The sequence below is a fragment of the Streptomyces sp. NPDC014894 genome, assembly GCF_043080985.1.
GTDB lineage: Bacteria > Actinomycetota > Actinomycetes > Streptomycetales > Streptomycetaceae > Streptomyces.
In genome coordinates this window covers 171,042-196,168 of the sequence record NZ_JBIBWD010000012.1, presented here as the reverse complement: position 1 = coordinate 196,168, position 25,127 = coordinate 171,042, and the positions used below count along the sequence as shown (strand labels likewise).

Here is a 25,127-nt window from a genome sequence, read left to right as displayed (position 1 = left end):
GGGCCGGTCCGGGGCCGCCGCCTGCGCGCTCTCCCCGGGGTGCGGGGCGCACCCTCGGGTAAGCCCTTACCAAAAGTAAGCCCCTTTCCTACGGTGGGCCCCGATCGGGTCCGCGCGGACCCGGAAAGGGGAACTGGTGAACACCCTCCTGACACCGGAGAACGCCGCCCGGCGCGCGGGCGTGCGCGAGTGGGTGGGGCTGGCGGCGCTGTCGCTCCCCGCGATGCTCGTGATCATGGACATGAGCGTGCTCCATCTGGCGCTGCCCGCGCTGAGCGAGGACCTGTCCCCCAGCGGATCGCAACTGCTCTGGATCACCGACGTCTACGGTTTCGTCATCGCCGGAGCGCTGATCACCATGGGCACGCTCGGCGACCGCGTCGGCCGTCGGCGGATCCTGCTGATCGGGGCCGCCGCCTTCGGACTCGCCTCCGTGCTCGCCGCCCACGCCCCCACCGCCGAGACCCTGATCGCCGCCCGCGCGCTGCTCGGCCTGGCCGGAGCTGCGCTGGGGCCCTCCACCCTGGCGCTGATCGGCGCGCTGTTCCAGGACCCCGGACAGCGGTCGCTGGCCATCACCGTGTGGATGACCTCCTTCCTGCTCGGCGGCGCGCTCGGACCGCTGGCGGGCGGGGTGCTGCTGGAGTTCTTCTGGTGGGGCTCGGTCTTTCTGCTCGCCGTGCCCGTCATGGTGTTCCTGCTGGCAGTGGGCCCGCTGGTGCTGCCCGAGGTCCGCGATCCGCGGGCGGGGCGGCTCGATACGACCAGCGCGGCCCTGTCGCTCGCCGCCGTGCTGCTCACCGTCCTCGGCCTCAAGGAACTGGCGTCCGGCGGCTTCGGGGCGACCCCGGCGCTGTCCCTGGCGGCGGGCGCGGCGCTCGGACTCGTCTTCGTCCGGCGGCAGCTGCGGCTGACCAGCCCCCTGCTGGATCTGCGGCTCTTCGCCGACCGGGGCTTCAGCGTCTCGCTCGGCACGCTGACCCTGACGGTGGTGTTCATGCTGGGCGGTCAGTTCCTGATCGGCCAGTACCTCCAGATGGTGGCGGGGCTCGATCCGCTGGAGTCCGCGGTGTGGAGCCTGCCGATGGTCGCGGGCGGCGCCGTCGCCATGTTCGCCGCCCAGGCGCTCGCTCCCCGGGTGGGCACGGCCCATGTCTTCGGCGCGGGACTCACCGTCGCCGCGGCCGGGTTCGCCGTGCTGACCCGGCTGAACGGCGACAGCGGGATCGGTCCGGCGGTGACCGGCGCGACCATGCTCTTCATCGGGCTGATGCCGGTGTCGTCCCTGGGCATCGGCATGATCGTGGCGGCGGCCCCGCCGGAGCGGGCCGGTTCGGCGGCGGCGGTCGGCGAGACCACCCAGGAACTGGGCGGGGCGCTCGGCGTCGCGGTGCTCGGCAGCGCCCTCAACGCCCTCTACCGGGAACGGATGTCGGGCTCCCCGCAGGACGGCGTACCGGCGGCGGACCGGGCCCCGGTCGCCGACAATCTCCCCGCCGCCCTCGAAACCGCCGCCGCCCTGCCCGCCGCCGCCCTGCCCGCCGCCCCCGGCGCCCGCCTCCTGGAGACGGCCCGCGACGCCTTCGCCGACGGCCTGGCCCTGATCGCCCTCGGCTCCTCCCTCGCCCTCCTCGCCCTGGCGGTCACGGCGACCCTGCTCCTCCGCCGCACCCAGAGCCCGACGCCGAACCGACCTCCCCCGTACGCCGGGAAGCGGCCGGGCTCCGGCCCGAGCGTGACCCGGCCGCCGTGCGTATCGTCGGACACGGCGGCCGGCCGTCCCCCGGGCGGCACACCCCCCTTGCCTGGAGCGGGCTCCAAGGCGTTGGCTTGTCGACCATGAAGTACACGCAGCTCGGACGCACGGGACTCAAGGTCGGCCGACTCGTCCTCGGGACGATGAACTTCGGGCCTCATACCGACGAGGCCGGAAGTCACGCGATCATGGACGCGGCGCTCGACGCCGGAATCAATTTCTTCGACACGGCCAATGTCTACGGCTGGGGCGAGAACAAGGGCGACACCGAGAAGATCATCGGCAGTTGGTTCGCCCGGGGCGGCGACCGCGACAAGGTCGTGCTCGGCACGAAGGTGTACGGCGACATGACCGCCGACAAAGGCGCCTGGCCCAATCACGACCGGCTCTCCGCGCTCAACATCCGCCGGTCCGTCGAGGCCAGTCTGAAGCGGCTGGGCACGGATTACATCGATCTCTATCAGTTCCACCACATCGACCGGCACACCCCGGTCGAGGAGATCTGGCAGGCCGTCGACACCCTGATCGGACAGGGAAAGATTCTCTACGCCGGTTCGTCGAACTTCCCCGGCTGGAAGATCGCCCAGGCCAATGAGGCGGCCCGGCGCACAGGCTCGTACGGCCTGGTCAGCGAGCAGTGTCTGTACAACCTCTTCGAGCGCCGGGCCGAAATGGAGGTCATCCCCGCCGCGCGGGAGTACGGCCTCGGGATCATCCCCTGGTCGCCGCTGCACGGCGGCCTCCTCGGCGGAGTGCTCAAGAAGGAGGCCCAGGGCGGCCGGCGGGCCGGCGGACTCGCCGCCCAGCAGCTGGCCGACGCGTCGGTACGGGAGCGGATCCAGCGGTACGAGGAGCTGCTCGGCCGGCACGGTCTGGACCCGGCCGAGGTCGCGCTCGCGTGGCTGCTGACCCGCCCCGGGGTCACCGGGCCCATCGTCGGACCGCGGACCGCGGAGCAGTTGGCGGGCGCGGTGCGCGCGCTGGAGCTGGAGCTGGACGCGGAGCTGCTGGCCGCGCTGGAGGAGATCTTCCCGGAGACCGGGCCCTCGCCGGAGGCCTTCGCCTGGTAGCGGCCCGGCCCGCACACGGGGCGGCCGTCGCCCGGGGGCGGCCGGGCGACGGATCCGTCCGCCGCTATCCGGCGACGGCCGCCACCGCGATGACCGCGAACATGAGTACGAGGACGCCCGCCATGATCTTGTTTCTGGTCTTGGAGTTCACCCCACGAGGTTAACCCGGCCCCTCGGTCTCCTCCGCGCCCAGGTGCCACTCGGCGACCGTCTCGTACCGGGGGCGGGCGCCCGCCGCCCCGGGCTCGGGCGGATCGCTGCGGACCAGAGCGAACCGGGAGACCGGCCACGAGGCCCCCTCGAAACCGCTCAGCCCGCTCACGAACGGTGTGAGGGACACCTCCTCCGTCCGGCCGCGGGCGATCGTGAGATGGGCCTGGTAGCGGCGGTGCTCCGCCATCCGGACGCCCGCCCGGCGGGCGGCCCGGGCCAGGCGGGCGGTCAGCTCGGGCAGCAGCCGTTCGTCCACCTCGCCGAGGAAGGCGAGGGTGAAGTGCCAGCCCTCCCGGCCGGTCCAGCGCAGACCGTCCGAGCCGGGCAGCGCCCGCAGCCCGTCGACGGCCGCGCCGAGTTCGGCGACCGCCCCGGCCGGGGGGAGTACAGCGGCGAAGAGTCTCATACGGACGAGTCTCGCCCAGCGCCCGGATCCGCCGGGGGCCCTTCACGGGACCCGGCCGGGACCCGGCCGCCGCGTACGGCCGTACGGCCGCCGGTCCGGATCTCCGCCCGGCTCAGACCGCGCTGGGCAGGCGCTCGGCGCGCTGCCGGGGCACGAAGTCGAGGTGCTTGTGGCCCCGGCGCAGATCCACCTTGAGCCGCAGCCCGCCGGCGCGGGCCAGCAGGATGCCGACGGTGAGCGCCGCGGCCAGCGATATCGCTCCGCCCAGCGCGAGCCCGACCCTCGGCCCGTACGCGTCCGTGATCCAGCCGAAGAGCGGCCCGCCCAGCGGCGTACCGCCCACGAACACCATCATGAACAGGCTCATGACCCGGCCACGGACGGCCGGGTCGGTGGCCATCTGGACGCTGGAGTTGGCGGTGACGTTGACGGTGAGGCCGAACATGCCGACCAGCACCATCACCAGGGCGAAGATCCAGAAGCTCGGGGCGACGGCGGCCACGATCTCCAGCGCGCCGAAGAGGACCGCCGCGCCCACCAGGACGCGCAGCCGTGAGGCGGCGCGCCGGGCGGCGAGCAGGGCGCCCGCCAGGGAGCCGACCGCCATCAGGGTGTTCAGCAGACCGTAGGTGCCGGCGCCCGAGTCGTAGACGTCGTGGACGAAGGCGGTGAGCCAGATCGGGAAGTTGAAGCCGAAGGTGCCGATGAAGCCGACGAGGACGATCGGCCAGATCAGCTCGGGGCGCGAGGAGACATAGCGCAGCCCCTCCCTCAGCTGGCCCTTTCCGCGCGGCGCGCGCTCGACCCGGTGGAGTTCGGCCGGGCGCATGAGCAGCAGCGAGGCGATGGGGGCGAGGAAGGAGAGTCCGTTGAAGAGGAAGGCGTAGCCGCTGCCGACGGCGGTGATCAGCACACCGGCGACGGCCGGGCCGATCAGCCGGGCGGACTGGAAGTTGGCGGAGTTCAGGCTGACGGCGTTGGCGAGCTGGTCCGGGCCGACCATCTCGGAGACGAAGGTCTGGCGGGCCGGGTTGTCGACCACGGTGACCAGGCCGAGCAGGAAGGCCGTGAGGTAGACGTGCCAGACCTGGACCTCGCCGGTGAGGGTGAGGACGGCGAGCGCGATGCCGGTCATGGCCATCGCGGACTGGGTGGCCAGCAGCAGGGGCCGTTTGGGCAGCCGGTCGGCGAGGACTCCGCCGTACAGGCCGAAGAGCAGCATGGGCAGGAACTGGAGGGCGATCGTGATGCCGACCGCGGACGCCGAGCCGGTCAGCGTCAGCACCAGCCAGTCCTGGGCGATGCGCTGCATCCAGGTGCCGGTGTTGGAGACCACCTGGCCGGTGGCGAAGAGCCGGTAGTTGCGGATCCTCAGCGAGCTGAACATGGACGTAGTAGGGGCGGGTGCGGGTGCGGAGTCTGCTCCGGGTCCCGTACGCAAAAGGGTTCGCCTCCTCAAAGGTGTTCGTTACAGATGGGCGAGCTTCTCCAGAACGGGGGCGGCCGCGCGCAGCTTGGCCCATTCGTCCTCGTCCAGGCCCTCGGCGAGGGTGGCCAGCCAGGCGTTCCGCTTGCGGCGGCTCTCTTCGAGCATGGCTTCGGCCTGCTCGGTCTGGCTGACGACCTTCTGCCGGCGGTCGTCGGGGTGCGGCTCCAGCCGGACCAGGCCCTTGGCCTCCAGCAGCGCCACGATCCGGGTCATGGACGGCGGCTGGACGTGCTCCTTGCGGGCCAGCTCGCCGGGGGTGGCCGAGCCGCAGCGGGCGAGGGTGCCGAGCACCGACATCTCGGTGGGGCTCAGCGACTCGTCGACGCGCTGGTGCTTGAGACGGCGGCCCAGCCGCATGACGGCGGAGCGCAGGGCGCTGATGGCGGCGACGTCGTCGGGGGCGATCGCGCCTGCGGCGGCATCGGCCGCCGTGCGGGCGGTGTCGTCGTCGGCGCCGCCGCGGGTCTGGTCGGACATGTTTGTTAGCATAACTCATTACTCTAACTAAAGACCAGTCGAAAACACCGTCGCCGACACGGTCCGAACGGGTACGGAGAGCGACCGGAATCGGGCGGTCCGGCGCGGCGCGGAAACGCCGGACGGGCGCCCGGGACCAGTGGTGGTCCGGACGCCCGTCCGGGGGGTGGGGCGGGGGCCGCGGGGAGCCCGGGGGCTTCGGGCCCGGGCTTCGGGCCCGGGCTTCGCGGCTTCCCGGCTTCCCGGCTTCGGCCTAGGTGAGGCCCAGGGCGGGCATCGCGTAGTAGAAGACGAAGACCGCCGAGACCGCGTACATCGCGATCGGCACCTCGCGGCCGCGGCCCGAGGCGAGCCGCAGCACGCTGAAGGCGATGAAGCCGATGCCGATGCCGTTGGTGATCGAGTAGGTGAAGGGCATCATCACCATCGCCAGGAACGCGGGGACCGAGAGCGTGAAATCGCTCCAGTCGATGTCCCGGATCGATCCGGCCAGGATCAGGAAGCCGACCGCGAGCAGCGCGGGGGTGGCCGCCTGGGAGGGGACCATGGTGGCGAGCGGGGTGAGGAAGAGCGCCACCGAGAAGAGGGCGCCGGTGACCACCGACGCGAGGCCGGTCCTGGCCCCCTCGCCGACGCCGGCCGTGGACTCCACGAAGCAGGTGGTCGCCGAGGACGAGGTCGCGCCGCCGGAGGCGACCGCGATGCCGTCCACGAAGAGCACCTTGTTGATGCCGGGGAAGTTGCCGTCCTTGTCCATCAGCTTGGCCTCGTCGCCGACGCCGAGGATGGTGCCCATCGCGTCGAAGAAGCAGGACAGCAGCACGGTGAAGACGAAGAGCCCGCCGGTGAGGATGCCGACCTTCTCGAAGCCGCCGAACAGGCTGACCTCGCCGACCAGCCCGAAGTCGGGGGTGGAGAGCGGATTGCCGGGCCACTCGGGGGTGGTCAGACCCCAGCTCGGGACGTCCGCCACGGCCTCGATGACCATCGCGACGGCCGTCATGGCGACGATGGAGATCAGGATCGCGCCCGGCACCTTGCGGATGATCAGCACCAGGGTGAGCAGCGCGCCGAGCACGAAGACCAGGACCGGCCAGCCCATCAGATGGCCGGCGCTGCCGAGGGTCAGCGGGACGGCGGTCCCGGCGGCGTCCGGGATCCGGGAGACGAAGCCCGCGTCCACCAGGCCGATGAGCATGATGAAGAGGCCGATGCCGATCGCGATGCCCTTGCGGAGGCTGCGCGGGACGGCGTTCATCACCCGTTCGCGCAGGCCCGAGGCGACCAGCAGCATCACCACGAAGCCGGCGAGGACCACCATGCCCATCGCGTCCGCCCAGGACATCCTGGGCGCGAGCTGGAGGGCGACGACGGTGTTCACGCCGAGTCCGGCCGCCAGCGCGATCGGGACATTGCCGATGACGCCCATGAGGAGGGTGGAGAAGGCGGCGGTCAGCACGGTGGCGGTGACCAGCTGGCCGTTGTCGAGCTGGTGCCCGTACATGTCCTCGGCGCTGCCGAGGATGATCGGGTTCAGCACGATGATGTAGGCCATCGCGAAGAAGGTGGCGAAGCCGCCACGGACCTCGCGCCCGACCGTGGAGCCGCGCTCGGAGATCTTGAAGTAGCGGTCCAGGCCGCTGGGAGAGCCCTTCGGCTGATGCTCGGGGGCGGCGGCGGTGGCCGACGGGGTCATTCCATCCTCATCACGGGGCTTGGATGTTCCTACGAACGAAACAGGTCAGGGGCAAACCGTTTCAGTATGAACATATGAACGGAAGATCGCCATCTTCGCGCGTAGATACGTGCGGCGACTGGGCCGACCGGGTCGGCGGGCCCCCGGGCCCGGGGTGCCTACACTGTCCGCATGGCGAAGTGGACTCCGCAGCATGAGGCGCCCGAGCCCCTGGAGGGGCCGGTGGTCGCCACCATCACCGGTGGCACGATCCTCTGGTTCGTCCTCTTCCTGGTGCAGATCCCGTTCTACGGCTGGTTCGAGGAACGCGATCTGTTGTGGTGGGTGTGGACGTGTCTGGCCGGGGCGGGGCTCGGGCTGATCGGGATCTGGTACGTCCGCAAACGCGACGCCGCGCTCAAGCGCGCGGCCCCCTCACCCCCGCCACAGCCCGACTCCCCCACCCCCTGACCGCGCCGACACCCCAGCCCGTCGGCGCTTGAGGACGCCCCCGCACCCCGGGAGGCCCGCGCTCAGGCGACCTCCCAGCCCGTCCGGCGCTTGAGGACGAACCCGCGCCCCAGGGGGCCGCACCGGACACACCGAGCCCCAGCCCACCCCGGGGCTCCGCCCCGAACCCCGCTCCTCAAACGCCGGAGGGGCTGAAATTCCCACGACTGCCCGAACAACCCAGCCCACCCAGCCCGCCCGGCGCTTGAGGGCAGACACGCACCCCAGGGGCCCGCACCCGACACACCAAGCCCCACCCCACCCCGGGGCTCCGCCCCGAACCTCGCTCCTCAAACGCCGGAGGGGCTGAAATCCCCAACCCCAGCCCGCCCGGCGCTCAAGGACGAACCTGCGGGGCCCGAGCCCGGCGACTCCCCAGCCCGTCCGGCGATTGAGGACGAACCCGCACCCCGGGATCCCGGGCCGGACGACACGCGGAGCCCCCCAAAGACCCCCACCCCTCTCGACGGGTAATCCCCCCACCCCTTCCGTACCGTACAAACCATGACCCAACGGGCAGGCATCGCCACGGACGGCCCAGACCCGAGCAACCCGGCCGCCACCGGGCACGCGGCGGCGGAGGCAGAGGCGGCAGAGGCTGCCCGGGGGGCCGGGAGCATGCCCATTGACGCCGGGGCGGAGCTGGACCCTGTGCATCCTGTGCCGCCCCCCGCGCCCCGGCGCCGCCACGGCGGCCTCAGCGCGGGCGAGGTCGCGGAGCGGGTGGCGCGGGGCGAGGTCAATGACGTGCCGGTGCGGTCGTCGCGGTCTGTGGGCGAGATCGTCCGGGCGAATGTCCTCACCCGGTTCAACGCCCTGATCGGGGTGTTGTGGGTGATCATGCTGATCGTGGCGCCGATCCAGGACAGCCTGTTCGGCTTTGTGATCGTCGCGAACACCGGCATCGGCATCATCCAGGAGCTGCGCGCCAAGAAGACCCTGGACGGGCTCGCGGTCATCGGCGAGGTCCGCCCCACGGTCCGGCGTGACGGGACCGCCGCCGAGGTCTCCACCTCCGAGATCGTCCTCGGCGACCTCGTGGAACTGGGCCCCGGCGACAAGGTCGTGGTGGACGGCGAGATCGCGGAGGCCGAGAGCCTGGAGATCGACGAGTCGCTGCTGACCGGCGAGGCGGACCCGGTGCTGAAACGGCCGGGCGACCCCGTGATGTCGGGCAGCTTCGTGGTGGCGGGCGGCGGCGCGTTCACCGCGACGAAGGTGGGGCGGGAGGCGTACGCCGCCCAGCTCGCCGAGGAGGCGTCCCGCTTCACCCTCGTCCACTCCGAACTGCGCGGCGGCATCAGCACCATCCTCAAGTACGTGACCTGGATGATGGTCCCGACCGCGACCGGGCTGGTCATCAGCCAGCTCGTCGTCAAGGACACCGACCTCAAGGACTCCGTCGCCCGGACCGTCGGCGGCATCGTGCCGATGATCCCCGAGGGACTGGTCCTGCTGACCTCCGTCGCCTTCGCGATCGGGGTGATCCGGCTGGGCCGCAAACAGTGCCTGGTGCAGGAGCTGCCCGCCATCGAGGGACTCGCCCGGGTGAACGTGGTCTGTCTCGACAAGACCGGCACCCTCACCGAGGGCGGGATGGACGTCACCGAGGTACGGCCGCTGAACGGCGCGGACGAGTCGGCCGTACACGCGGTCCTCGGCGCGCTCGGGGCGTCGGACCCGCGCCCCAACGCCTCCCTCCAGGCGATCGTCGACGCCTTCCCCGCCCCGGCGGACTCCGCCGCGCGGCTCACCGCCGCCCTGCCCTTCTCCTCCGCCCGCAAGTACAGCGGCGCGAGCTTCGAGGAGGACGGCGGCGAGACCGTCACCTGGCTGCTCGGCGCGCCCGATGTGCTGCTGCCCCCCGGGCGCCCGGAGCCGGCCGGGATCGGCCGGCTCAACGAACAGGGTCTGCGGGTGCTGCTGCTGGCCCGGGCCGCCGGGCCGCTGGACTCCCCCGAGGCCGCCGAGGGCACGGAGCCCGCCGCGCTCGTCGTCCTGGAGCAGCGGCTGCGGCCCGACGCCGCCGACACCCTGCGGTACTTCGACGAGCAGGGGGTGGCCGCCAAGGTCCTCTCCGGCGACAACGCGGTCTCCGTGGGCGCGGTGGCGGGCAAGCTCGGCCTCCCCGGCGCGGACCACACCGTCGACGCGCGCACCCTGCCCGAGGATCCCGCCGCGATGGCGGCCGAACTGGAGTCCCACGCGGTCTTCGGCCGGGTCGCCCCCCGGCAGAAGCGGGACATGGTGGGGGCGCTCCAGTCCCGGGGGCACACGGTCGCCATGACCGGCGACGGCGTCAACGACGTCCTCGCGCTCAAGGACGCGGACATCGGCGTGGCCATGGGCTCGGGCTCGGAGGCCACCCGCGCCGTCGCCCAGATCGTGCTGCTGAACAACAGCTTCGCCACCCTGCCCTCGGTGGTGGCCGAGGGCCGCCGGGTGATCGGCAACATCACCCGGGTCGCCACCCTCTTCCTCACCAAGACGGTCTACTCGGTGCTGCTGGCGATCCTGGTGGTGTGCAGCCAGGTCGAGTACCCCTTCCTGCCCCGGCATCTGACGCTGCTGTCCACGCTGACGATCGGGGTGCCCGCGTTCTTCCTCGCGCTCGCCCCCAACAAGGAGCGCGCCCGGCCGCACTTCGTCCGGCGAGTGATGCGGTACGCCTTCCCGGCGGGCGTCATCGCGGCGGCGGCCACCTTCTGCACCTATCTGCTGGCCCGGTCCCACTACAGCGGGCCGGGCGCGCTGGAGGCGGAGACCAGCGCGGCGACGCTGACGCTGTTCCTGGTCTCGATGTGGGTCCTCGCGATCATCGCCCGGCCCTACACCTGGTGGCGGGTCGGTCTGGTGGCGGCGATGGGGCTCTGTTTCGTGGTGGTGCTGGCGGTGCCGTGGCTCCAGGACTTCTTCGCGCTGAGGCTGGTGGGGACGGTGCTGCCGTGGGCGGCGGTCGGGATCGCGGCGGCCGGGGCCGCGCTGCTGGAGGCCGGCTGGCGGTGGGTGGACCGGAGACAGCCCGCCTGAGCCCCGCCCCGCCCGTACAGCCCGTACAGCCCGTACAGCCCGTACAGCCGGCCCGTGCGGCCCGCCCGTACAGCCGCCGGCCAAGGACCCGGACCTCGGCCGACCGCCGCCGTCGATGCCTGACCGTGCCCGTCTGTGTTTGCCTGAGGCTGCCTGCGCTGTCTGCGGCTGACTGAGACTGTCGGGGGATGTCTGTTTCCTCAACGCGATTGTTCGGCGACGTCCGGGTTTGCCGAGTCGCCGACAGCGGCGTCCGGCGGCTGTCAGCATGCGCTCATGCCGAAATCCCATCAGCCCGTCATGGATCTGATCCGGGCCTCCATGGACCCCGCCTCCCGTACGGCACGGCTGCGGATCGACTCCCCCGCCTGCCGGGTGGTGATCGCCGCGGCCCGCGCCGACGCCGACGAGGGCGGCAACAGCCGGGTGGTCCTGCTCGCCACCGGCGCGGCGGTCTCCGCGACGGGGCTCACCATGCTCCTCGCCCAGCAGCGGAACATGTCGGCGGAGGCCTTCCTCGACCATCTCGACGCCGCCAAGGACGACATGGACCCGGACGGCACGACGCCGGACATCACCCTGGTGATGCGCAGTCTCCTACTGGAGGATCCGATGCGGCGATCCGCGCAGGTGCTCACCGACGCCTTCGTCGAGGACCAGGAGGGGTTCTGCGACCTCATCGTGGACCTCGCCGAGTACACCGCCACCTGCATCGGCATCCTGCACCAGCGCGAGGTCGCCACGGTGGAGCAGACCCTCGCCGAACTGGACGGCATCCTGGAGGACTTCGTCAACGCCTGAACCAGCCGCCCCGCCCGGCTCAGGGCCCCTCCGAGTCCGCCGTCCCGCGCATCAGCCCCACGTCGTCGCCCCAGGCGTCCAGCACCGGTCCGTGCCCGAAGGCGCGGGCGTGCGGCTCCAGTTCCCGGAAGAGCCCGCGCACGGCGGACGGCCCCTGCTCCGACAGCGCCCGGGCCAGCAGCGGCAGCAGCCGGTCCGGGGCCCACTCCGGCCGGCTGAGCGGGTGATGGCGCAGCTCCCACTCCAGATACTTGTTGTACGGCCGGACCCGGTTGTGCAGGGCGAAGACATAGGCGAGGAAGTACGGCACGGCCTCCGCGCCGTCCAGGCGGGCCGCGAGCGCGCGGCCGTCGCGGTCGCTCTTCAGCGCGCGGTAGACGCTGTTGAGGAAGGCGTCCAGGAACTCCGGGGCGATCGCGGCGGCCTCCGCCGGGGAGAGCCGGCCCTTGGCGGCGACGAGTTCGGCGATCAGCCCGCCGGCGGTGTCCTTCGCCACCTCGGCGTGGGCGAAGGCGTAACGATTCCACTCGGTCCCGGAACCGGGCAGGGCGTGGGCGCGGAACTCGGCCAGCGGCAGCACCATCACATCCAGCCGCCCGTCCCGGCGGGACTCGGCCGCGAGGGGCGCGCCCTCCGGTCCGTCCGCCGCGACGATGTACACGTCGTAGTCGGAACCCTCGGTGGCGGTGCCCTCGCGGGCCCGGGAGCCGGTGAGCACCAGCCCGAGGACCCGCCGGTCGCGTCTGGTACGGCCCAGCAGCGCGGCGTACTCCTCGGCGGCTGCGGTGTTCTCAGGGGTGCGCCTGTCGTCGGTCACCGGCTCAACCAACCATGCGCGCACCGGCCGTCCCAAGCGGTTTTCGGCCACCGCAGCGGTCACCGGAGCAGTGGTACGGGACCGGGCCGGCCGGGCCCGTACCGCGCCGGCCGGTCAGCTGGGGTCGAACCAGCGGTCCCGGGCCAGCTCCTCCGTACGCGAGGGATCCTCCAGCAGCGCCGCGACCTCGAAGCGCCGGGGCCACTGCCCCGCCGCCCAGGCCAGTCCGGCCGCCACGCCCTCCACCGTCGAGGCGTGCAGCACCCCGTCGGGCGTGCGCCGCCAGGGCAGCTCCACGCCGCCCGCGACCAGCTCCTCGTGCTCGGTGTACGAGACCGGGGCGGCGGGGCCGAGCAGCACCCGGACGGAGTCCGGCACCTCGTGCTCCTCGCCCTCGGTGGTCACCTCCGCCGGGAGGATCTCGCTCAGCCGGCGGACCTGGAGCAGCTCGGCCAGGTCCGCGGCGCGCTCCGGGGCGACCGGGAGCAGCGGGATCCCGCCGGTGAGCGGCAGCAGATCGGGGGCGTCCGCGACCACCGCGTCGCGCGCGTCCACGACCCGCGTCCGGCCGTCCACGACGGCCCGCAGCTCGTCGGGGAGGGTGACCTGCTCGGGGTCCACGTCCGCCAGCGCGCCGTACAGACCGTGCAGCTGGGCGGGGCGCACCGGGCGCTCCGGGTCCGCGAGGCGGCCCAGCAGCTCGGCGGCGCCGCCCGGCTCGTCCAGCAGATCGGCGGCCGAGGTCCGCACCCCGAGCGCCCTCAGCACCTGGGTGTCGTCAAAGCCCCGGGCGTCCACCGGCTCGTACAGGCCGTCCAGCAGCGGGTCGCCGCCCGCGGCCCGCAGTCCGGCGGGGCGGCGGCCGTCCAGCACGGGGTGGTCGCGCAGCCACCAGGCGGTGTAGGAGCGTACGGACTGGGTGGTGCCGTCGGGGAGCAGTACGCGCACCGGCTGGGTGAGCGCGTCGCGCAGCGGCGGCCGGGCGAGCAGCGCCAGGGCCCGCGGCCAGTGGTCGTCGTCCACCAGGTCGAGATCGCGGACGGCGACGATCTCGGTGGCGACCGGCGGTACGGGGGTGTCGGGCAGCCGGTCGAGCACGTCCTCGCACCACACGTCGACGGCGTCCAGCAGTCCGGCGTCGTCCGGTTCGGCGTAGTCGCCGTCGCGGGGCTCCAGCTCGTCCGGGTCCAGGACGACGTCCGTGGCGCGTACGAGGGTGAAGTCGGCCAGCACTCCGCAGGCGGCCAGCGGGTGCTCGCCCCAGCGGGCGGCGAGGTCGGCGTCGCAGAGCGCGAGTTCGTCCTCGCGCATCACCTGGGCGAAGGGGCTGCCGGGGAGCACCAGCTCGCCCGCCGGGGTGGGCTCGCCCTCTTCGTCGGGGAGGGCGAGCGCGCCGAGCCAGGGCTCGTCGCCCGGTTCCAGATCCGCGTCCCGCACCAGCGCGAGCACGGTGTCGATCAGCTCGTCGGCGTCCAGTGCGTCCTCGTCCCAGACCTCGCCCGCGTCGAGCGAGCCGGCGACGGCGGCGCGGACCTGAGGAGTGGTCAGCACGGCACGGGGGGTGGCGGGGAGCGCGCCGAGCTTCTCCAGCAGGGGGTGGGCGGCGTCCGGGTGGACGACCTTGAGCCCCAGCCGGGCGAGATGGCCGGGCGTGTCGGCGAGCGGGAGCAGGGTCTGCCGGGGGCCGATGACGGTCCGCAGATCGGTCAGCGGGACGGGGAGGCCGGAGAGGCGTTCCGGGTCGACGCCCGCGAGGCTGTCGTAGAGCCTGCGCCACCAGGAGGGTTCGCGCTCCAGACCGGCCAGGCGGTCCACGGCCTCGGTGAGCGGGACCCGGGCGACGCCGAGGGTGCGCAGCTCGGCCCGGCGCTCCAGGCCCGCGGGCAGCAGGCTCGGCAGCACCTCGGCGAGCACGCGTACGGTGTCCGCGCCGGCGCCCTCCAGCACCTCGGCCTCGATGGGCCGCAGCGCGGCGGGGGCGCTGCGGCCGGGGAGTCCGGTGTCCTCCTCGTCCGCGTCGTCCCGGGGGGCGGCGGCCTCCAGGAACGCGGTGCGCGGCAGCAGCTCCAGGATCGCGGCGCGCAGCGCGCCGTCCAGCTCGCCCTTGCCGAGGGGGCCCGGGACCAGGTCGATGAGACCGGTGGTCACCGGCCGCCAGTCGGCCAGGAGTCCGGCGTACGCCTCGGCCGAGCGGCGGACCACGAAGTCGGTGAGGGGCCCGGGGGCGGGGTGGCGGCGGGTGGTGTCCAGCGGGAAGGAGGCGATCAGCAGGGCCGGTACGCCGAGCGGCTCGTCGGTCGGGGTCGGCGCGTGGACGACGGGGGCGGTACGCGGCCGGACGGGCGCGCCGTCGGCGTCCACGGGCACGGCCCAGGTGACGGACCAGTGGGGGCGCAGCCGCTCCTCGATCGGGCGGTCCTTGAGCAGTTCCGCGTCGAGGGGGCCGGTGTGGGTGACGGACCGCCAGCGGCCCTCGCCGTGCTCGCTGTCCCGGACGCGGACGTAGGGGCCCTCGGCGGAGCGCCGCAGGGTCCGTACGCCCTCGGTGGTCTCGATCGCGATCTCGGCGAGGCCGGGGAGGGTGAGGAGGAGGGCGTCGTCGACGGCGGTGAGCAGGCGCTCCACGAGGTCGACGGCCGCGCCGTCGCGCAGCGGGAGGACGACGACGGTGTCGTAGCCGTCGGGGGCGGGGCCCTCGGCGGGCAGCGGGAGGCGCAGCAGGGGGACCTGGCCGTCGCGGCGGCGGAGTTCGTCGGCGAGGCCGGGGGTGGCGGCGGCGGCCTCCTCGGTGAGGGACCTGGCCTCGGCGAGGGACCAGCGGACGCCACCGTTCCGGCCGAGGACGGCGGGTTCGTCGCTGACGGCGAGGACGGCGGCGAAGCCGACGCCGAAGCGGCCGACGCTGTCGTCGCCGCGTTTGGCGGAGGCGCGCAGGGTGCTGAGGGACTCGGTGCCGGCGGCGTCGAGGGGGGCGCCGGTGTTGGCGACCGCCAGGACGGCCGGGGAGTCGCCCTCGGCGGGCCTGAGGGTGAGGCGGAGGCGGCCGGGGGCGCCGGTGCGGGCGGCGGCGTCGGCGGCGTTCTGGGCGAGTTCGACGACGAGGCGGTCGCGGTAGCCGCCGAGGACGAGGTCCTCCTCGGCGTTGGCGTCCTCCCGGAAGCGGGCGGGGCTCGCGGTCCAGGCGTCGAGCACTCCGCGCCGCAGGCGCGCGGTTCCGAAGGGATCGGCCCACTCAGTGGTAGTGACGCTCACGCTGTGCTCCGCTCTGTGGGCTGTGCGTTGTGCTGTGCCGATTGGCCCCCGGTGAAGGTACCGCGTACACCCGGTCGGCCTCTCCACCCCCCGGCGGACCCGGGGTCCGGGCTCGCCCCGGGGCCCCGGGATACAGGTCCGTCCTCAAACGCCGGACAGGCTGGGGAGTCGATTGGCCCGGGACCCCGGGGTGCAGGTCCGTCCTCAAACGCCGGACGGGCTGAGGAGTCGATTGGCCCGGGACCCCGGGGTGCAGGTCCGTCCTCAAACGCCGGACGGGCTGGGGAATCGCCGGGCCCGGGACCCCGGGATACAGGTCCGTCCTCAAACGCCGGACGGGCTGGGAAGTCGTCCGGCCCGGGACCCCGGGATACAGGTCCGTCCTCAAACGCCGGACGGGCTGCAAATGGCGACCTCGCCCCCATCAGGCACCAGGCCCAAGGTCCGTCCTCAAACGCCGGACGGGCTGGGGTGGCAAACGGTCCGGGGTCTGGGGGCGGACGGGGTGGGGGTGGTGCACCGTTCGGGGTCAAGGAGGGCGGTGACGGAGGGGATGGGGCTCAGGATCGGGGCATCGGGGGGCGGTATGAGCCCGTCCGGCGATTGAGGACACCCCAGGGCGCGTCGATCCCAACGACCCGGCGGCCGAGCACGGACCCCGTACCGCCTCGATCCCACCCCGTCCGGAAGCCCAGCGGCCTCCCAGTCCGTCCGGCGATTGAGGACGGACCCGTATCCCGGGAGCCCGAACCAGACGACAACCAGCCCGTCCGGCGCTTGAGGACGGACCTGTATCCCGGGAGCCCGAGCCCGGCGGCTCCTCAGCCCGTCCGGCGCTTGAGGACGGACCCGCACCCCGGGAGCCCGCACCCGGACACACCGAGCCCCACCCCACCCCGGGGCTCCGCCCCGAACCCCGCTCCTCAAACGCCGGAGGGGCTGAAATCCCCACGGCTGCCCGAACAACCCAGCCCGTCCGGCGCTTGAGGACACACGCACCCGCGCGCGCACACAAACCCCACCCCGCCGCTCAGAGCACCTGAAGGGCGGGGGCTCCCGGGCAGGGGGCTAGGAGTGGCCGAGGTCGTCGTCGGGGGAGGTGGTGGTGAGGACGGAGCCGGAGTCGGGGTCGCGGTCGGGGCCGAGGGGGAAGGCGTCGGTGGCGAGCGAGTCGAAGACCGGCAGCGGCGGCTGCGGCGCCTTCGGCATCACGGCCGCCTCCGAATGCCCACCGCACCCGTACGACAGCGACACCACCCTCCCGTCCGCCGGCGAGAACTCATTCGCGCACACCCCGAACGCCTGCCCCAGCGACCCGGCGATCGGCATCAGGAACCCACAGGTCACACACGCCGCCGGCGCGGCCTGCGCCATCGGGGTCTTCGCCCCGAAGGACTCCTCCCAGCGGTCCGCGGCGACATGCAGCCCGTAGCGCGACAGCACCCGCGCCCGCCGCATGCCCAGCTCCTCCGCGACCGCCGCGATCTCCCCGCGGGCGTTCGCGACGGTGTCCGCGGGGGCCCGGTCGATCAGCTCCGCGTCCTCGGCCTCGACCCGCTCGGCGAGATCGGGCGAGGTCCCGGCGAGCACCGAGTTCGGCGGGGGCGCGTCCTCGCCGGTGAAGCCCGGCTCCAGCCGGAGATCCTCCGCCTCGGTGGGCAGCAGGTCCCCGGGGCCCAGGTCCCCCGGCCGCAGCCGCTCGCTCCAGGGCACCCACTCGGGCGCGAGCAGCGCGTCGGGCCCGGGCAGCAGCACGGTCTCGTCGAGGGTGACGTTCTTGGCGCGGGAGGCTCTCGCGACCGTCACGGCCCAGCGCCAGCCCCGGTAGCCGGGTTCCTTGCACTCGAAGAAGTGGGTGACGACCCGCTCCCCCTCCGAGACAAGGGACACATGCTCGCCCACCACCCCCGGGGCCGCGGTCTCCTCTGCGGCCGACCGGGCGAGGTCTACCGCCTCGGCGCACAGACGGTCGGGGGTTCGGCTTCGCGTCGTCGCAGCACTCACAGGTCTCGCTTCTCTCCTACGCCGTCTCACGGGTGCGCCTGCCGAGTCGTGAGGTACGGGCCGCAGGCGGAGCGGACCAGGGGGCCGCATCGACGTCCGCGCCCAGACCAACCCGTCCCGGGCACACCTACCGCCATCCATTCTGCGGGATGCCGAAGAGGCGCGCGGCCGAGAACAATCGCCGGTGGCGCGCTACGCACGCTACCCCTTCCACAGCCCCGCGCCCACCTGCGCGCTCCAACAAGAGGTCCGCCGAGGGGGCGACCGGGCCCCGACTCCGGCGCATCGCACGTGTTCTCACAGGAGCTTGGGGCAGTATGGCGAGGTGGCAGCCGCCAGGTCGTCCGAAGGGCCCGGAGCGCTCTCCAGAGCGGGCCGGGCGGTGGGCCGTGCCCTGCGCGCGCCTTTCACCTGCACCGCCCGACGGATCCGGAGGGCGACGCACGCGCACGGCGCGGGCGAGTCGGGCCTCGGAAGACTGATCGAGCTGCACGCGGTGAACGGCGCGGGCGATGTCATGATCACCGTCGCGCTGGCGTCCACGGTCTTCTTCTCGGTGCCGACCGACGAGGCGCGCGGCCGGGTCACCCTGTACCTCGCCATCACCCTCGCCCCCTTCGCCCTGCTCGCCCCGGTGATCGGCCCGCTGCTGGACCGGATCCCGCACGGCCGCCGGGCGGCGATGGCGGCGGCGATGCTGACCCGGGCGCTGCTGGCGCTGGGTCTGTCCGGGGCGGTGGCCACGGGCGGTCTGGAGCTGTATCCGGCGGCCCTGGGGGTGCTGGTCGCCTCCAAGGCGTACGGGGTGGTCCGCAGCGCCGTGGTGCCCCGGCTGCTGCCGCCCGCCTTCTCGCTGGTGAAGGCGAACTCCCGGGTCACTCTGGCGGGCCTGCTGGCGACGGGCGCGGCGGCGCCGATCGGCGCGGCGCTGCACCGGATCGGTCCGGAGTGGACGCTGTACGGGGCGTGCGCGCTGTTCGCGCTCGGCACGTACTGGGCGCTGCGGCTGCCGCCGAAGGTGGATTCGGCGAAGGGCGAGCGCAAGGCGGTGATCCTGCCGCACGGCACGAAGCGGCCGAGTCTGCGGACGGTCGGCCCGTCGGTGCTGCACGGACTCCAGGCGAACGCGTCCTTCCGGATGCTCTCCGGGTTTCTCATCTTCTTCCTCGCGTTCCTGCTGCGGGATCATCCGCTGGCCGGGCAGAGCGCGGCCGTGTCGCTGGGCATCGTGGGCGTCGCCGCGGGGCTGGGCAACGCCCTGGGGACGGCCGTCGGGGCCTGGCTGCGGACCCGCCGCCCGGAGATGATCATCGCGGCGGTGCTCGGGCTGGTGCCGCTGGCGGCGACGGGCGCGGCGGTGTTCTTCGGGGCCGGGATGGTGGCGGTGCTCGCCGCGACGGCGGGGCTCTGCCAGGCGCTGGCGAAGCTGTCGCTGGACGCGCTGATCCAGCGCGATGTCCCCGAGGAGGTGCGGACGTCGGCGTTCGCCCGCTCGGAGACGCTGCTCCAGATGTCGTGGGTGGTGGGCGGTGCGATCGGGATCGTGCTGCCGCTGAACGGGGTGCTGGGGATGTCGGTCGCGGCGGGCATCGTCGGTACGGGGGCGGCGCTGGCGGCCCCCGGTCTGGTGGGGGCGGGGCGGCAGAGCGGCCGGTCCAGGCCCCGGGTGGCGTGAGCGCGGCGGCGGGTCACGGGGCCGGCCCCGCGGACCGGGCGGACGGCGCGCCGGACCCCCGCGCGGGAAGGGCAGGCGGGACCGATAGCCTTTCGGCCATGACCGTTGCGTTCTTCTCGGGCAAGCGCCGCCGGGCCGCTGCCACCATCGGCGCCGTCTCCGCCGGGCTCCTCGTCCTCTCGGCCTGCGAAAAGCCGACGCCGCTCGCGACCGTCACGGTCGGGACGGAGTCCGTCAACTCCGAGGCCGCCTGCTACAACGACGGCAAGGCCATCAAGGAGTCCCTGGTCCAGGGCTGCCTGAACAAGGACAGCGGAAAGACCGTCAAGGTCTCGCTGGACGACAAGATCCGCTTCGGTGTCGACCCGGAGATCGCGGAGAACGGCTGGACCCTGTTCATCGGCGGACAGCCCGCCGAGCAGGAGCCGTTCAAGAAGACGTACCGGACCATCCCCGCGAGCGCCTTCTTCACCTCGCAGACCGGCGAGACCACCAACAAGACGAAGATCAGCATCGTCGAGACGGACGGCAAGAAGCTCATCGGCATCTGGCTGTTCACGCTCGAGAAGAAGTGACCCCGGCGGGCCCGGTCGTGCGCGTACTGGTGGTGACCGCGGTGACGGCGGAGGCGGAGTCCGCCGCCGCCGGGCTCGCGGCCGGGCAGCGGGCGCGGACCGGCCCCACGGTGCTGGCCGGCGGGGTCGGACCGGCCGCCGCCGCCGCGTCCACCGCCACGGCGCTGGCCCGCGCCGCCGCCTCGAACGCCCCGTACGGTCTGGTCGTCTCCGCCGGAATCGGCGGCGGCTTCCGGCCCCACGCGCCCGTCGGCTCCCTGGTGGTCGCCGACGCGATCGTCGCCGCCGATCTGGGCGCCGACACCCCCGACGGCTTTCTGACCGTCGAAGAACTCGGCTTCGGCCGCACCGCCCATCTGCCGCCCGCCGCCCTGGCCGCCCGCGTCGCCGACGCGACCGGAGCCCTCGTCGCGCCGGTGCTGACCGTCTCCACGGTGACCGGCACGGCCGCCCGCGCCGCCGAGCTGAGCGCACGTCACCCCCGGGCCGCCGCCGAGGCGATGGAGGGCTTCGGCGTCGCCGAGGCCGCCGCCGCGCACGGCGTCCCGGTGCTGGAGATCCGGGCGATCTCGAACGCGGTGGGCCCGCGCGACCGCGCCGCCTGGCGCGTCGGCGACGCGCTGGCCGCGCTGCGCACCGGCTTCGAACGGCTCGGACCGCTCTTCGAGGAGACGTCATGACCCTGCGGATCGCGTACTCGCCCTGCCCCAACGACACCTTCGTGTTCGACGCGTGGGCGCACGGCCGGGTCCCCGGCGCGCCCGAGCTGGACGTCACGTTCGCGGACATCGACATCACCAACGGCATGGCCGAACGCGGTGAGGGCGACGTGCTGAAGGTGTCGTACGCCGTGCTGCCGTGGGTGCTGGACGAGTACGCGCTGCTGCCCTGCGGCGGCGCGCTGGGCCGGGGCTGCGGGCCGCTGGTGCTCACCCGCGAGGGCGCGTCCGGGGATCTGCGGGGGCGGACCGTCGCGGTGCCGAGCGAGCGTTCGACGGCGTATCTGCTGTTCCGGCTCTGGGCCGCCGACCAGGTCCCCGGCGGGGTCGGCGAGGTGGTCGTGATGCCGTTCCACGAGATCATGCCCGCGGTGCGGGACGGGAAGGTCGACGCCGGACTCGTCATCCACGAGGCCCGGTTCACCTACGGGTCGTACGGGCTGCGCCGCCTGGCCGATCTGGGCGAGCACTGGGAGACCGTCACCGGGCTGCCCATCCCGCTTGGCGCGATCATCGCCCGGCGGTCGCTGGGCCGCGAGACGCTGGAGCTGCTGGCGGCCTCGGCCCGGGCCTCGGTGCGGATGGCGTGGGACGACCCGGAGGCGTCCCGCCCGTATGTCCGCGAGCACGCCCAGGAGATGGATCCGGCGGTGGCGGACCAGCACATCGGGCTGTACGTCAACGAGTTCACCGCGGATCTCGGGGAGGACGGCTACGCGGCGGTCCGCGGGCTGCTCACCCGGGCGGCGGCCGAGGGACTCGTACCGCCGCTGGCTCCCGGGGCGCTCGCCCTCGGCTGACGTGCGGGCGGTCGGTCCGGGCCGTCGGGCGTCCGTACGGGCACGGGGGCGGCGGCGTCCCCGCGGGAGGCCGCCGGACTGTCCCGGGGAGGGACGCGGCGGCGCGTCGGGAGGCCGACGCGCCGAGGGGATCAGACGTCGAGCTGGTCGGCCACCGCGCGCAGCAGGCCCGCGATCTTCGCGCCGTGCGCCTTGTCGGGGTAGCGACCGCGCTCCAGCATCGGGGTGATGTTCTCCAGCAGCGTCGTCAGGTCCTGCACGATGGAGGCCAGCTCGTCCGGCTTGCGCCGCTGGGCCGCCGCGACGGACGGGGTGGGGTCGAGAATCGTCACGGAGAGGGCCTGGTCGCCGCGCTGGCCGGCGACCACGCCGAATTCGACACGCTGACCGGGCTTGAGCGAATCGACCCCGTCGGGCAGCACGGACGAGTGCACGAAGACGTCGCCGCCGTCGTCACGGGAGAGAAAGCCGAAGCCTTTCTCGCTGTTGAACCATTTGACCTTGCCGGTGGGCACGTCTGTCCTCGTCCTCGTACTCATTGGGGCGCTGGGGCCGCCGGAAGCGTGTCGCCGAATTCGGCTCGGGAAGCACCGCGGCGGGCCGTCCGACCCGCTGCCCCAAGGCTAATGGTCCAGGGGCCGCTGACAAGACGTCGCCGATCGGTTCCTACCCGCTGGGAACTACCCTGGCTGGATGACTGCTACTCCTACCGCGCCGGGTGACGGACTGGTCCGTACCGGTGGCATTGTCTTCATCGTCGGCGCAGTGGCCACTCTGGTCACCATGGCGCCGCTCTTTCTGGGCACCGAGCCCTTTCCGCCGATCGCCTACGGGGTGTGCATGCTGATGGGCGTCGGCTTCATGATCTCCGGGGCGGGGGTGCTGCGTTCGATCGCGGCTCAGCGGCGCGCCGCGAAGTCCGTCGCCTAGCCCTTCGCGGCGAGGTGGCCGCGCAGCCACGCGGGGAATTCGGTGAGATCGCCGAGGACCACGTCCGCGCCTTCTTTCCGCAGCTCATCGGCGGTGCACGGTCCGGTGGGCACGGCGACGGAGAGGGCGCTCGCGGTATGCGCGCCGCGTACGTCGCCGAGGTGGTCGCCGACGTAGACGCTCGCGCCGTGCTCGCGCAGCGCCTCCGCCTTGGCCTCGGCCCAGAGCCAGCCGATGACCGCGTCGGGGGCGATGCCGAGGGCGTCGAGGTGGAGCACCGCGTTCGGCTCGTGCTTGGCCGTGACGACGATCGCCCGGCCGCCGGCGGCCCGGACCGCGGCGACGGCCTCACGGGCGCCGGGCAGCGCCCGGGTGGGCTCGATCGCGTACGCCGGGTACAGCTCGCGGTAGCGGTCGCCCATGGCCTGAATCTGATCATCGGGAAACCAGTGCGCCAGCTCCTGCTCCAGGGGCGGGCCCAGCCGGGTGACGGCGAGGTCCGCGTCGATCCACACCCCCGTCTCGGCGGTGAGCGCGCGATAGGCGGCGCGGATGCCGGGGCGGGAGTCGATCAGGGTCATATCGAGGTCGAAGCCCACGGTGAAGGGTTCGGCGGCCAGGGATCGGGCGTCCGGGGCCGGGGCGCGGAGCGGGTCCGGGGCAAGGGATTCCATGGGGTCCATGGGGCCAATTGTGCCTATCGGTGCCCGCTACACCGGCACCTTTACACTTAGCCAAGCCTTACCAACCCCGCCGGTTCCACTCCCTGATTGGTGCCCATGTCAGCCAGACGCGCGCTCGCGCTCCGACGCATCGGCTGGACGGTGGCGGCCCTGGCGGCCCTGCTCGTCGCGGTCCTGCTCAGTCTCGGGGTGGGGGCGCGGTCCATCGCGCCGTCCACCGTGCTCGACGCCCTGTGGAACGGGGGCGGCGGCGACGACGCCCGGGTCGTTCTGGAGATGCGCGTACCGCGCACGATCATCGCCGTCCTGGTCGGCGCGGGGCTCGCGATCGCGGGCACGGCGCTCCAGGGCATCACCCGCAATCCCATCGCCGACCCGGGCATCCTCGGCATCAGCCAGGGCGCGTCGATGGGCGTGGTCCTGGCGATCGCCTTCGCGGGCGTGCACACGCTGTCCGGGTACGTCTGGTTCGCCTTCGCGGGCGCGGCGCTGACGTCGGTGGCGGTGTACGCGATCGCCTCCAGCGGGCGCGGCGGGGCCACTCCGGTGAAGCTGGCGCTCGGCGGCGCGGCGATCAACGCGCTGCTGGCGTCCGTGACGACGGGGGTGCTGACCACGAAGTCGTCGACGCTGGACGAGTTCCGCTTCTGGCAGGTGGGGTCGGTCGCCGGGCGGGAGATGGAAATCGTGCACCAGGTCTGGCCGTTCCTGCTGCTCGGCACGGTGCTGGTGGTGTCGGTCGCGCGCGGTCTGGACGCCCTGGCGCTCGGCGAGGACATGGCGAAAGGGCTGGGCCAGAACATCGCCTCGGTGCGGATCGTGGGCGGTGTCGGGGCGACCGTGCTGACCGGGGCGGGCGTGGCGGCGGCGGGCCCGATCGCCTTCGTCGGCCTGGCCGTCCCGCACATCGCCCGCGCGATCGTGGGCACGGACCACCGCTGGGTGCTGCCGCTGGCGGCGCTGATCGGCCCGGTGATCCTGCTGACGGCCGATGTGATCGGCCGGGTGGTCTTCCCGCCGGGGGAGATACCCGCGGGCGTGACGACGGCGCTGATCGGCGTCCCCTTCCTCGTCGCCCTCGTCCGCCGCAAGGCGGTGCCCGCGTGACGACCCGCCCGCCGCTTCCGGCCGCCGACGCCACGTCCACGCCCGCCCGCAGAGGCGTCGCCAATCCCCCGGGGGCCCGCACATGAGCACCACCGTCCGCCCCGCGGGCTACACCGTCCTGAGAAGGGGACCCGCCGCCTTCCTGCTGCACCGGCGGGCCGCGCTGACCGCCACCGCGCTGGGCGCGCTGCTGGCCGCCGTCTGCGTGGTGTACCTCTCCGTCGGGGAGAGCTTCGTCGCCCCGGGCGAGGTGGTGAAGGTGGTCTTCGGGCAGCCCTCGGCCCACGAACTGGTCGTCGGCACCCTGCGGCTGCCCCGGATGACCGTCGCGCTGCTGGTCGGCCTCGCGTTCGGGGTCGCGGGCGCGCTGATCCAGACCGTGGCCCGCAATCCGCTCGCCAGCCCCGACATCATCGGCATCAGCCAGGGCGCGACGGCGGTCACCGTCGCCGGGCTCGCCTTCGGCATCAGCTCGGCGGCCCTGCTGCCGTATCTCTCCGTCGCCGGGGGCCTGGCGGCCGCGCTCCTGGTCTATGTCTTCGCCTGGCGCGGCGGACTGCACGCCACCCGCTTCGTCCTCATCGGCATCGGCTTCGGCGTCGCGCTGCGCTCGCTGACCCTGCTCTTCATGACGAAGGCCGACCATGTCGTCGCCCAGCAGGCGCAGATCTGGATGTCCGGCTCCGTCAACGGCCGCGGCTGGGAGGAGGCGGCCCCGCTCGGCTGGACCCTGCTCGCCCTGCTCCCCGCCGTGCTGTGGGCGGCCCGCGCCCAGCGGAACGTCTCCCTGGACGACGACACCGCCACCTCGCTGGGCATCCGGCTGGGCCGGGTACGGCTCGGGCTGGTCCTCACCGGTGTGGTGCTGGCGTCCGTGGCGACGGGCGCGGCCGGGCCCGTCGACTTCGTGGCGCTGCTCGCACCGCAGATCGCCCGCAGGCTGACCCGTACCGCGCAGATCCCCCTGCTGTCCTCGGCGCTGGCCGGGGCGGTGATCGTGGTGCTGGCCGATCTGCTCGCCCGCAGGATCCTCGCCCCCACCGAACTGCCCGTGGGGGTGCTGACGGCCGCCGTCGGCGCCCCGTATCTGATCTGGCTGCTCATGCGCAGCCGTACCACCGGAGGAAACGCGTGAGCA

21 protein-coding genes are annotated in these 25,127 nt (G+C 73.4%); 12 read left to right on the top strand and 9 right to left on the bottom strand.

Features of this window, described 5'->3' with window-relative positions; translation table 11 throughout:
* Positions 1–223 precede the first annotated feature (223 nt).
* Together ACF089_RS27365 and ACF089_RS27360 are read left to right on the top strand one after the other, a co-directional pair.
* Positions 224–1,843, top strand: coding sequence for an MFS transporter (locus ACF089_RS27365; RefSeq protein ID WP_392031902.1), 1,620 nt, complete (start codon positions 224–226; stop codon positions 1,841–1,843).
* Positions 1,840–2,826, top strand: coding sequence for an aldo/keto reductase (locus ACF089_RS27360; RefSeq protein ID WP_392031776.1), 987 nt, complete (start codon positions 1,840–1,842; stop codon positions 2,824–2,826). The genes ACF089_RS27365 and ACF089_RS27360 overlap by 4 nt, the downstream gene beginning before the upstream one ends.
* 160 nt (positions 2,827–2,986) lie before the next feature.
* Here the strand turns inward: ACF089_RS27360 and ACF089_RS27355 are convergent, their stop codons facing one another.
* The 4 genes from ACF089_RS27355 to ACF089_RS27340 all read right to left on the bottom strand — a co-directional run bounded on the left by ACF089_RS27355 (position 2,987) and on the right by ACF089_RS27340 (position 7,107).
* The gene (locus ACF089_RS27355) at positions 2,987–3,445 is read right to left on the bottom strand and encodes a 2'-5' RNA ligase family protein (protein WP_392031773.1); all 459 of its coding nucleotides are present in this window, start codon (positions 3,443–3,445) and stop codon (positions 2,987–2,989) included.
* 112 nt (positions 3,446–3,557) lie between these two features.
* The gene (locus ACF089_RS27350) at positions 3,558–4,886 is read right to left on the bottom strand and encodes an MFS transporter (protein WP_392031770.1); all 1,329 of its coding nucleotides are present in this window, start codon (positions 4,884–4,886) and stop codon (positions 3,558–3,560) included.
* 27 nt (positions 4,887–4,913) lie between these two features.
* Positions 4,914–5,411, bottom strand: coding sequence for a MarR family winged helix-turn-helix transcriptional regulator (locus ACF089_RS27345; protein WP_392031767.1), 498 nt, complete (start codon positions 5,409–5,411; stop codon positions 4,914–4,916).
* 253 nt (positions 5,412–5,664) lie between these two features.
* On the bottom strand, positions 5,665–7,107 hold the full coding sequence (locus tag ACF089_RS27340) for an NCS2 family permease (protein WP_392031764.1): 1,443 nt from the start codon (positions 7,105–7,107) through the stop codon (positions 5,665–5,667).
* A 171-nt stretch (positions 7,108–7,278) separates the two neighbouring features.
* Here ACF089_RS27340 and ACF089_RS27335 point away from each other — a divergent pair, with 171 nt between their 5' ends.
* From ACF089_RS27335 to ACF089_RS27325, 3 genes are all read left to right on the top strand, one after another.
* Positions 7,279–7,557, top strand: a complete 279-nt coding sequence (locus ACF089_RS27335; protein ID WP_392031761.1) for a DUF2530 domain-containing protein — start codon at positions 7,279–7,281, stop codon at positions 7,555–7,557.
* A gap of 543 nt (positions 7,558–8,100) precedes the next feature.
* Positions 8,101–10,626, top strand: a complete 2,526-nt coding sequence (locus ACF089_RS27330; RefSeq protein ID WP_392031759.1) for an HAD-IC family P-type ATPase — start codon at positions 8,101–8,103, stop codon at positions 10,624–10,626.
* 276 nt (positions 10,627–10,902) lie between these two features.
* Positions 10,903–11,427 carry a hypothetical protein gene (locus ACF089_RS27325; RefSeq protein ID WP_392031756.1) on the top strand — a complete coding sequence of 175 codons (525 nt, stop codon included), beginning with the start codon at positions 10,903–10,905 and terminating at the stop codon, positions 11,425–11,427.
* A gap of 19 nt (positions 11,428–11,446) precedes the next feature.
* Here the strand turns inward: ACF089_RS27325 and ACF089_RS27320 are convergent, their stop codons facing one another.
* The 3 genes from ACF089_RS27320 to ACF089_RS27310 all read right to left on the bottom strand — a co-directional run bounded on the left by ACF089_RS27320 (position 11,447) and on the right by ACF089_RS27310 (position 17,500).
* Positions 11,447–12,244: a hypothetical protein gene (locus ACF089_RS27320; protein ID WP_392031753.1), complete on the bottom strand. Its 798-nt coding sequence runs from the start codon at positions 12,242–12,244 to the stop codon at positions 11,447–11,449.
* A 114-nt stretch (positions 12,245–12,358) separates the two neighbouring features.
* Positions 12,359–15,496 carry a sacsin N-terminal ATP-binding-like domain-containing protein gene (locus ACF089_RS27315; RefSeq protein ID WP_392031750.1) on the bottom strand — a complete coding sequence of 1,046 codons (3,138 nt, stop codon included), beginning with the start codon at positions 15,494–15,496 and terminating at the stop codon, positions 12,359–12,361.
* A 1,068-nt stretch (positions 15,497–16,564) separates the two neighbouring features.
* Positions 16,565–17,500, bottom strand: coding sequence for a DUF3027 domain-containing protein (locus ACF089_RS27310; RefSeq protein WP_392031747.1), 936 nt, complete (start codon positions 17,498–17,500; stop codon positions 16,565–16,567).
* Between the two features lie 325 nt (positions 17,501–17,825).
* On the opposite strand from ACF089_RS27310, the gene ACF089_RS27305 reads away from it, so the two are divergent.
* The 4 genes from ACF089_RS27305 (at position 17,826) to ACF089_RS27290 (ending at position 21,269) form a co-directional block, all read left to right on the top strand.
* Complete coding sequence (locus ACF089_RS27305) at positions 17,826–19,175, top strand: MFS transporter (protein ID WP_392031744.1); 1,350 nt, start codon at positions 17,826–17,828, stop codon at positions 19,173–19,175.
* Between the two features lie 98 nt (positions 19,176–19,273).
* Positions 19,274–19,750 (top strand): DUF2771 domain-containing protein, encoded by a 477-nt coding sequence (locus ACF089_RS27300; protein WP_392031740.1) that lies wholly within the window; start codon positions 19,274–19,276, stop codon positions 19,748–19,750.
* 17 nt (positions 19,751–19,767) lie between these two features.
* A complete protein-coding gene (locus tag ACF089_RS27295) occupies positions 19,768–20,430 on the top strand; it encodes a futalosine hydrolase (RefSeq protein ID WP_392031899.1) in 663 nt (220 codons plus the stop codon).
* Positions 20,427–21,269 carry a 1,4-dihydroxy-6-naphthoate synthase gene (locus ACF089_RS27290; RefSeq protein ID WP_392031737.1) on the top strand — a complete coding sequence of 281 codons (843 nt, stop codon included), beginning with the start codon at positions 20,427–20,429 and terminating at the stop codon, positions 21,267–21,269. The genes ACF089_RS27295 and ACF089_RS27290 overlap by 4 nt, the downstream gene beginning before the upstream one ends.
* 131 nt (positions 21,270–21,400) lie before the next feature.
* On the opposite strand, the gene ACF089_RS27285 is transcribed toward ACF089_RS27290, so the two are convergent.
* On the bottom strand, positions 21,401–21,784 hold the full coding sequence (locus ACF089_RS27285; RefSeq protein WP_392031734.1) for a cold-shock protein: 384 nt from the start codon (positions 21,782–21,784) through the stop codon (positions 21,401–21,403).
* Between the two features lie 178 nt (positions 21,785–21,962).
* Between ACF089_RS27285 and ACF089_RS27280 the strand changes: the two genes are divergently transcribed.
* Complete coding sequence (locus tag ACF089_RS27280) at positions 21,963–22,199, top strand: hypothetical protein (RefSeq protein WP_392031731.1); 237 nt, start codon at positions 21,963–21,965, stop codon at positions 22,197–22,199.
* Here ACF089_RS27280 and ACF089_RS27275 read toward each other — a convergent pair.
* Positions 22,196–22,780 (bottom strand): HAD family hydrolase, encoded by a 585-nt coding sequence (locus tag ACF089_RS27275; RefSeq protein WP_392031896.1) that lies wholly within the window; start codon positions 22,778–22,780, stop codon positions 22,196–22,198. The genes ACF089_RS27280 and ACF089_RS27275 overlap by 4 nt on opposite strands.
* Before the next feature lie 198 nt (positions 22,781–22,978).
* Here ACF089_RS27275 and ACF089_RS27270 point away from each other — a divergent pair, with 198 nt between their 5' ends.
* The gene (locus ACF089_RS27270; RefSeq protein ID WP_392031728.1) at positions 22,979–23,989 is read left to right on the top strand and encodes a FecCD family ABC transporter permease; all 1,011 of its coding nucleotides are present in this window, start codon (positions 22,979–22,981) and stop codon (positions 23,987–23,989) included.
* A gap of 82 nt (positions 23,990–24,071) precedes the next feature.
* Positions 24,072–25,124, top strand: coding sequence for a FecCD family ABC transporter permease (locus ACF089_RS27265; RefSeq protein WP_392031725.1), 1,053 nt, complete (start codon positions 24,072–24,074; stop codon positions 25,122–25,124).
* Positions 25,125–25,127: the final 3 nt, after the last annotated feature.

Bases quoted from the DNA above. Each gene is read 5' to 3' on its own strand.
- ACF089_RS27365 (WP_392031902.1), top strand. From the start codon at position 224: ATGCTCGTGATCATGGACATGAGCGTGCTCCATCTGGCGCTGCCCGCG.
- ACF089_RS27360 (WP_392031776.1), top strand. From the start codon at position 1,840: ATGAAGTACACGCAGCTCGGACGCACGGGACTCAAGGTCGGCCGACTC.
- ACF089_RS27355 (WP_392031773.1), bottom strand. From the start codon at position 3,445: ATGAGACTCTTCGCCGCTGTACTCCCCCCGGCCGGGGCGGTCGCCGAA.
- ACF089_RS27345 (WP_392031767.1), bottom strand. From the start codon at position 5,411: ATGTCCGACCAGACCCGCGGCGGCGCCGACGACGACACCGCCCGCACG.
- ACF089_RS27340 (WP_392031764.1), bottom strand. From the start codon at position 7,107: ATGACCCCGTCGGCCACCGCCGCCGCCCCCGAGCATCAGCCGAAGGGC.
- ACF089_RS27335 (WP_392031761.1), top strand. From the start codon at position 7,279: ATGGCGAAGTGGACTCCGCAGCATGAGGCGCCCGAGCCCCTGGAGGGG.
- ACF089_RS27330 (WP_392031759.1), top strand. From the start codon at position 8,101: ATGACCCAACGGGCAGGCATCGCCACGGACGGCCCAGACCCGAGCAAC.
- ACF089_RS27325 (WP_392031756.1), top strand. From the start codon at position 10,903: ATGCCGAAATCCCATCAGCCCGTCATGGATCTGATCCGGGCCTCCATG.
- ACF089_RS27300 (WP_392031740.1), top strand. From the start codon at position 19,274: ATGACCGTTGCGTTCTTCTCGGGCAAGCGCCGCCGGGCCGCTGCCACC.
- ACF089_RS27290 (WP_392031737.1), top strand. From the start codon at position 20,427: ATGACCCTGCGGATCGCGTACTCGCCCTGCCCCAACGACACCTTCGTG.
- ACF089_RS27280 (WP_392031731.1), top strand. From the start codon at position 21,963: ATGACTGCTACTCCTACCGCGCCGGGTGACGGACTGGTCCGTACCGGT.
- ACF089_RS27275 (WP_392031896.1), bottom strand. From the start codon at position 22,780: ATGACCCTGATCGACTCCCGCCCCGGCATCCGCGCCGCCTATCGCGCG.
- ACF089_RS27270 (WP_392031728.1), top strand. From the start codon at position 22,979: ATGTCAGCCAGACGCGCGCTCGCGCTCCGACGCATCGGCTGGACGGTG.
- ACF089_RS27265 (WP_392031725.1), top strand. From the start codon at position 24,072: ATGAGCACCACCGTCCGCCCCGCGGGCTACACCGTCCTGAGAAGGGGA.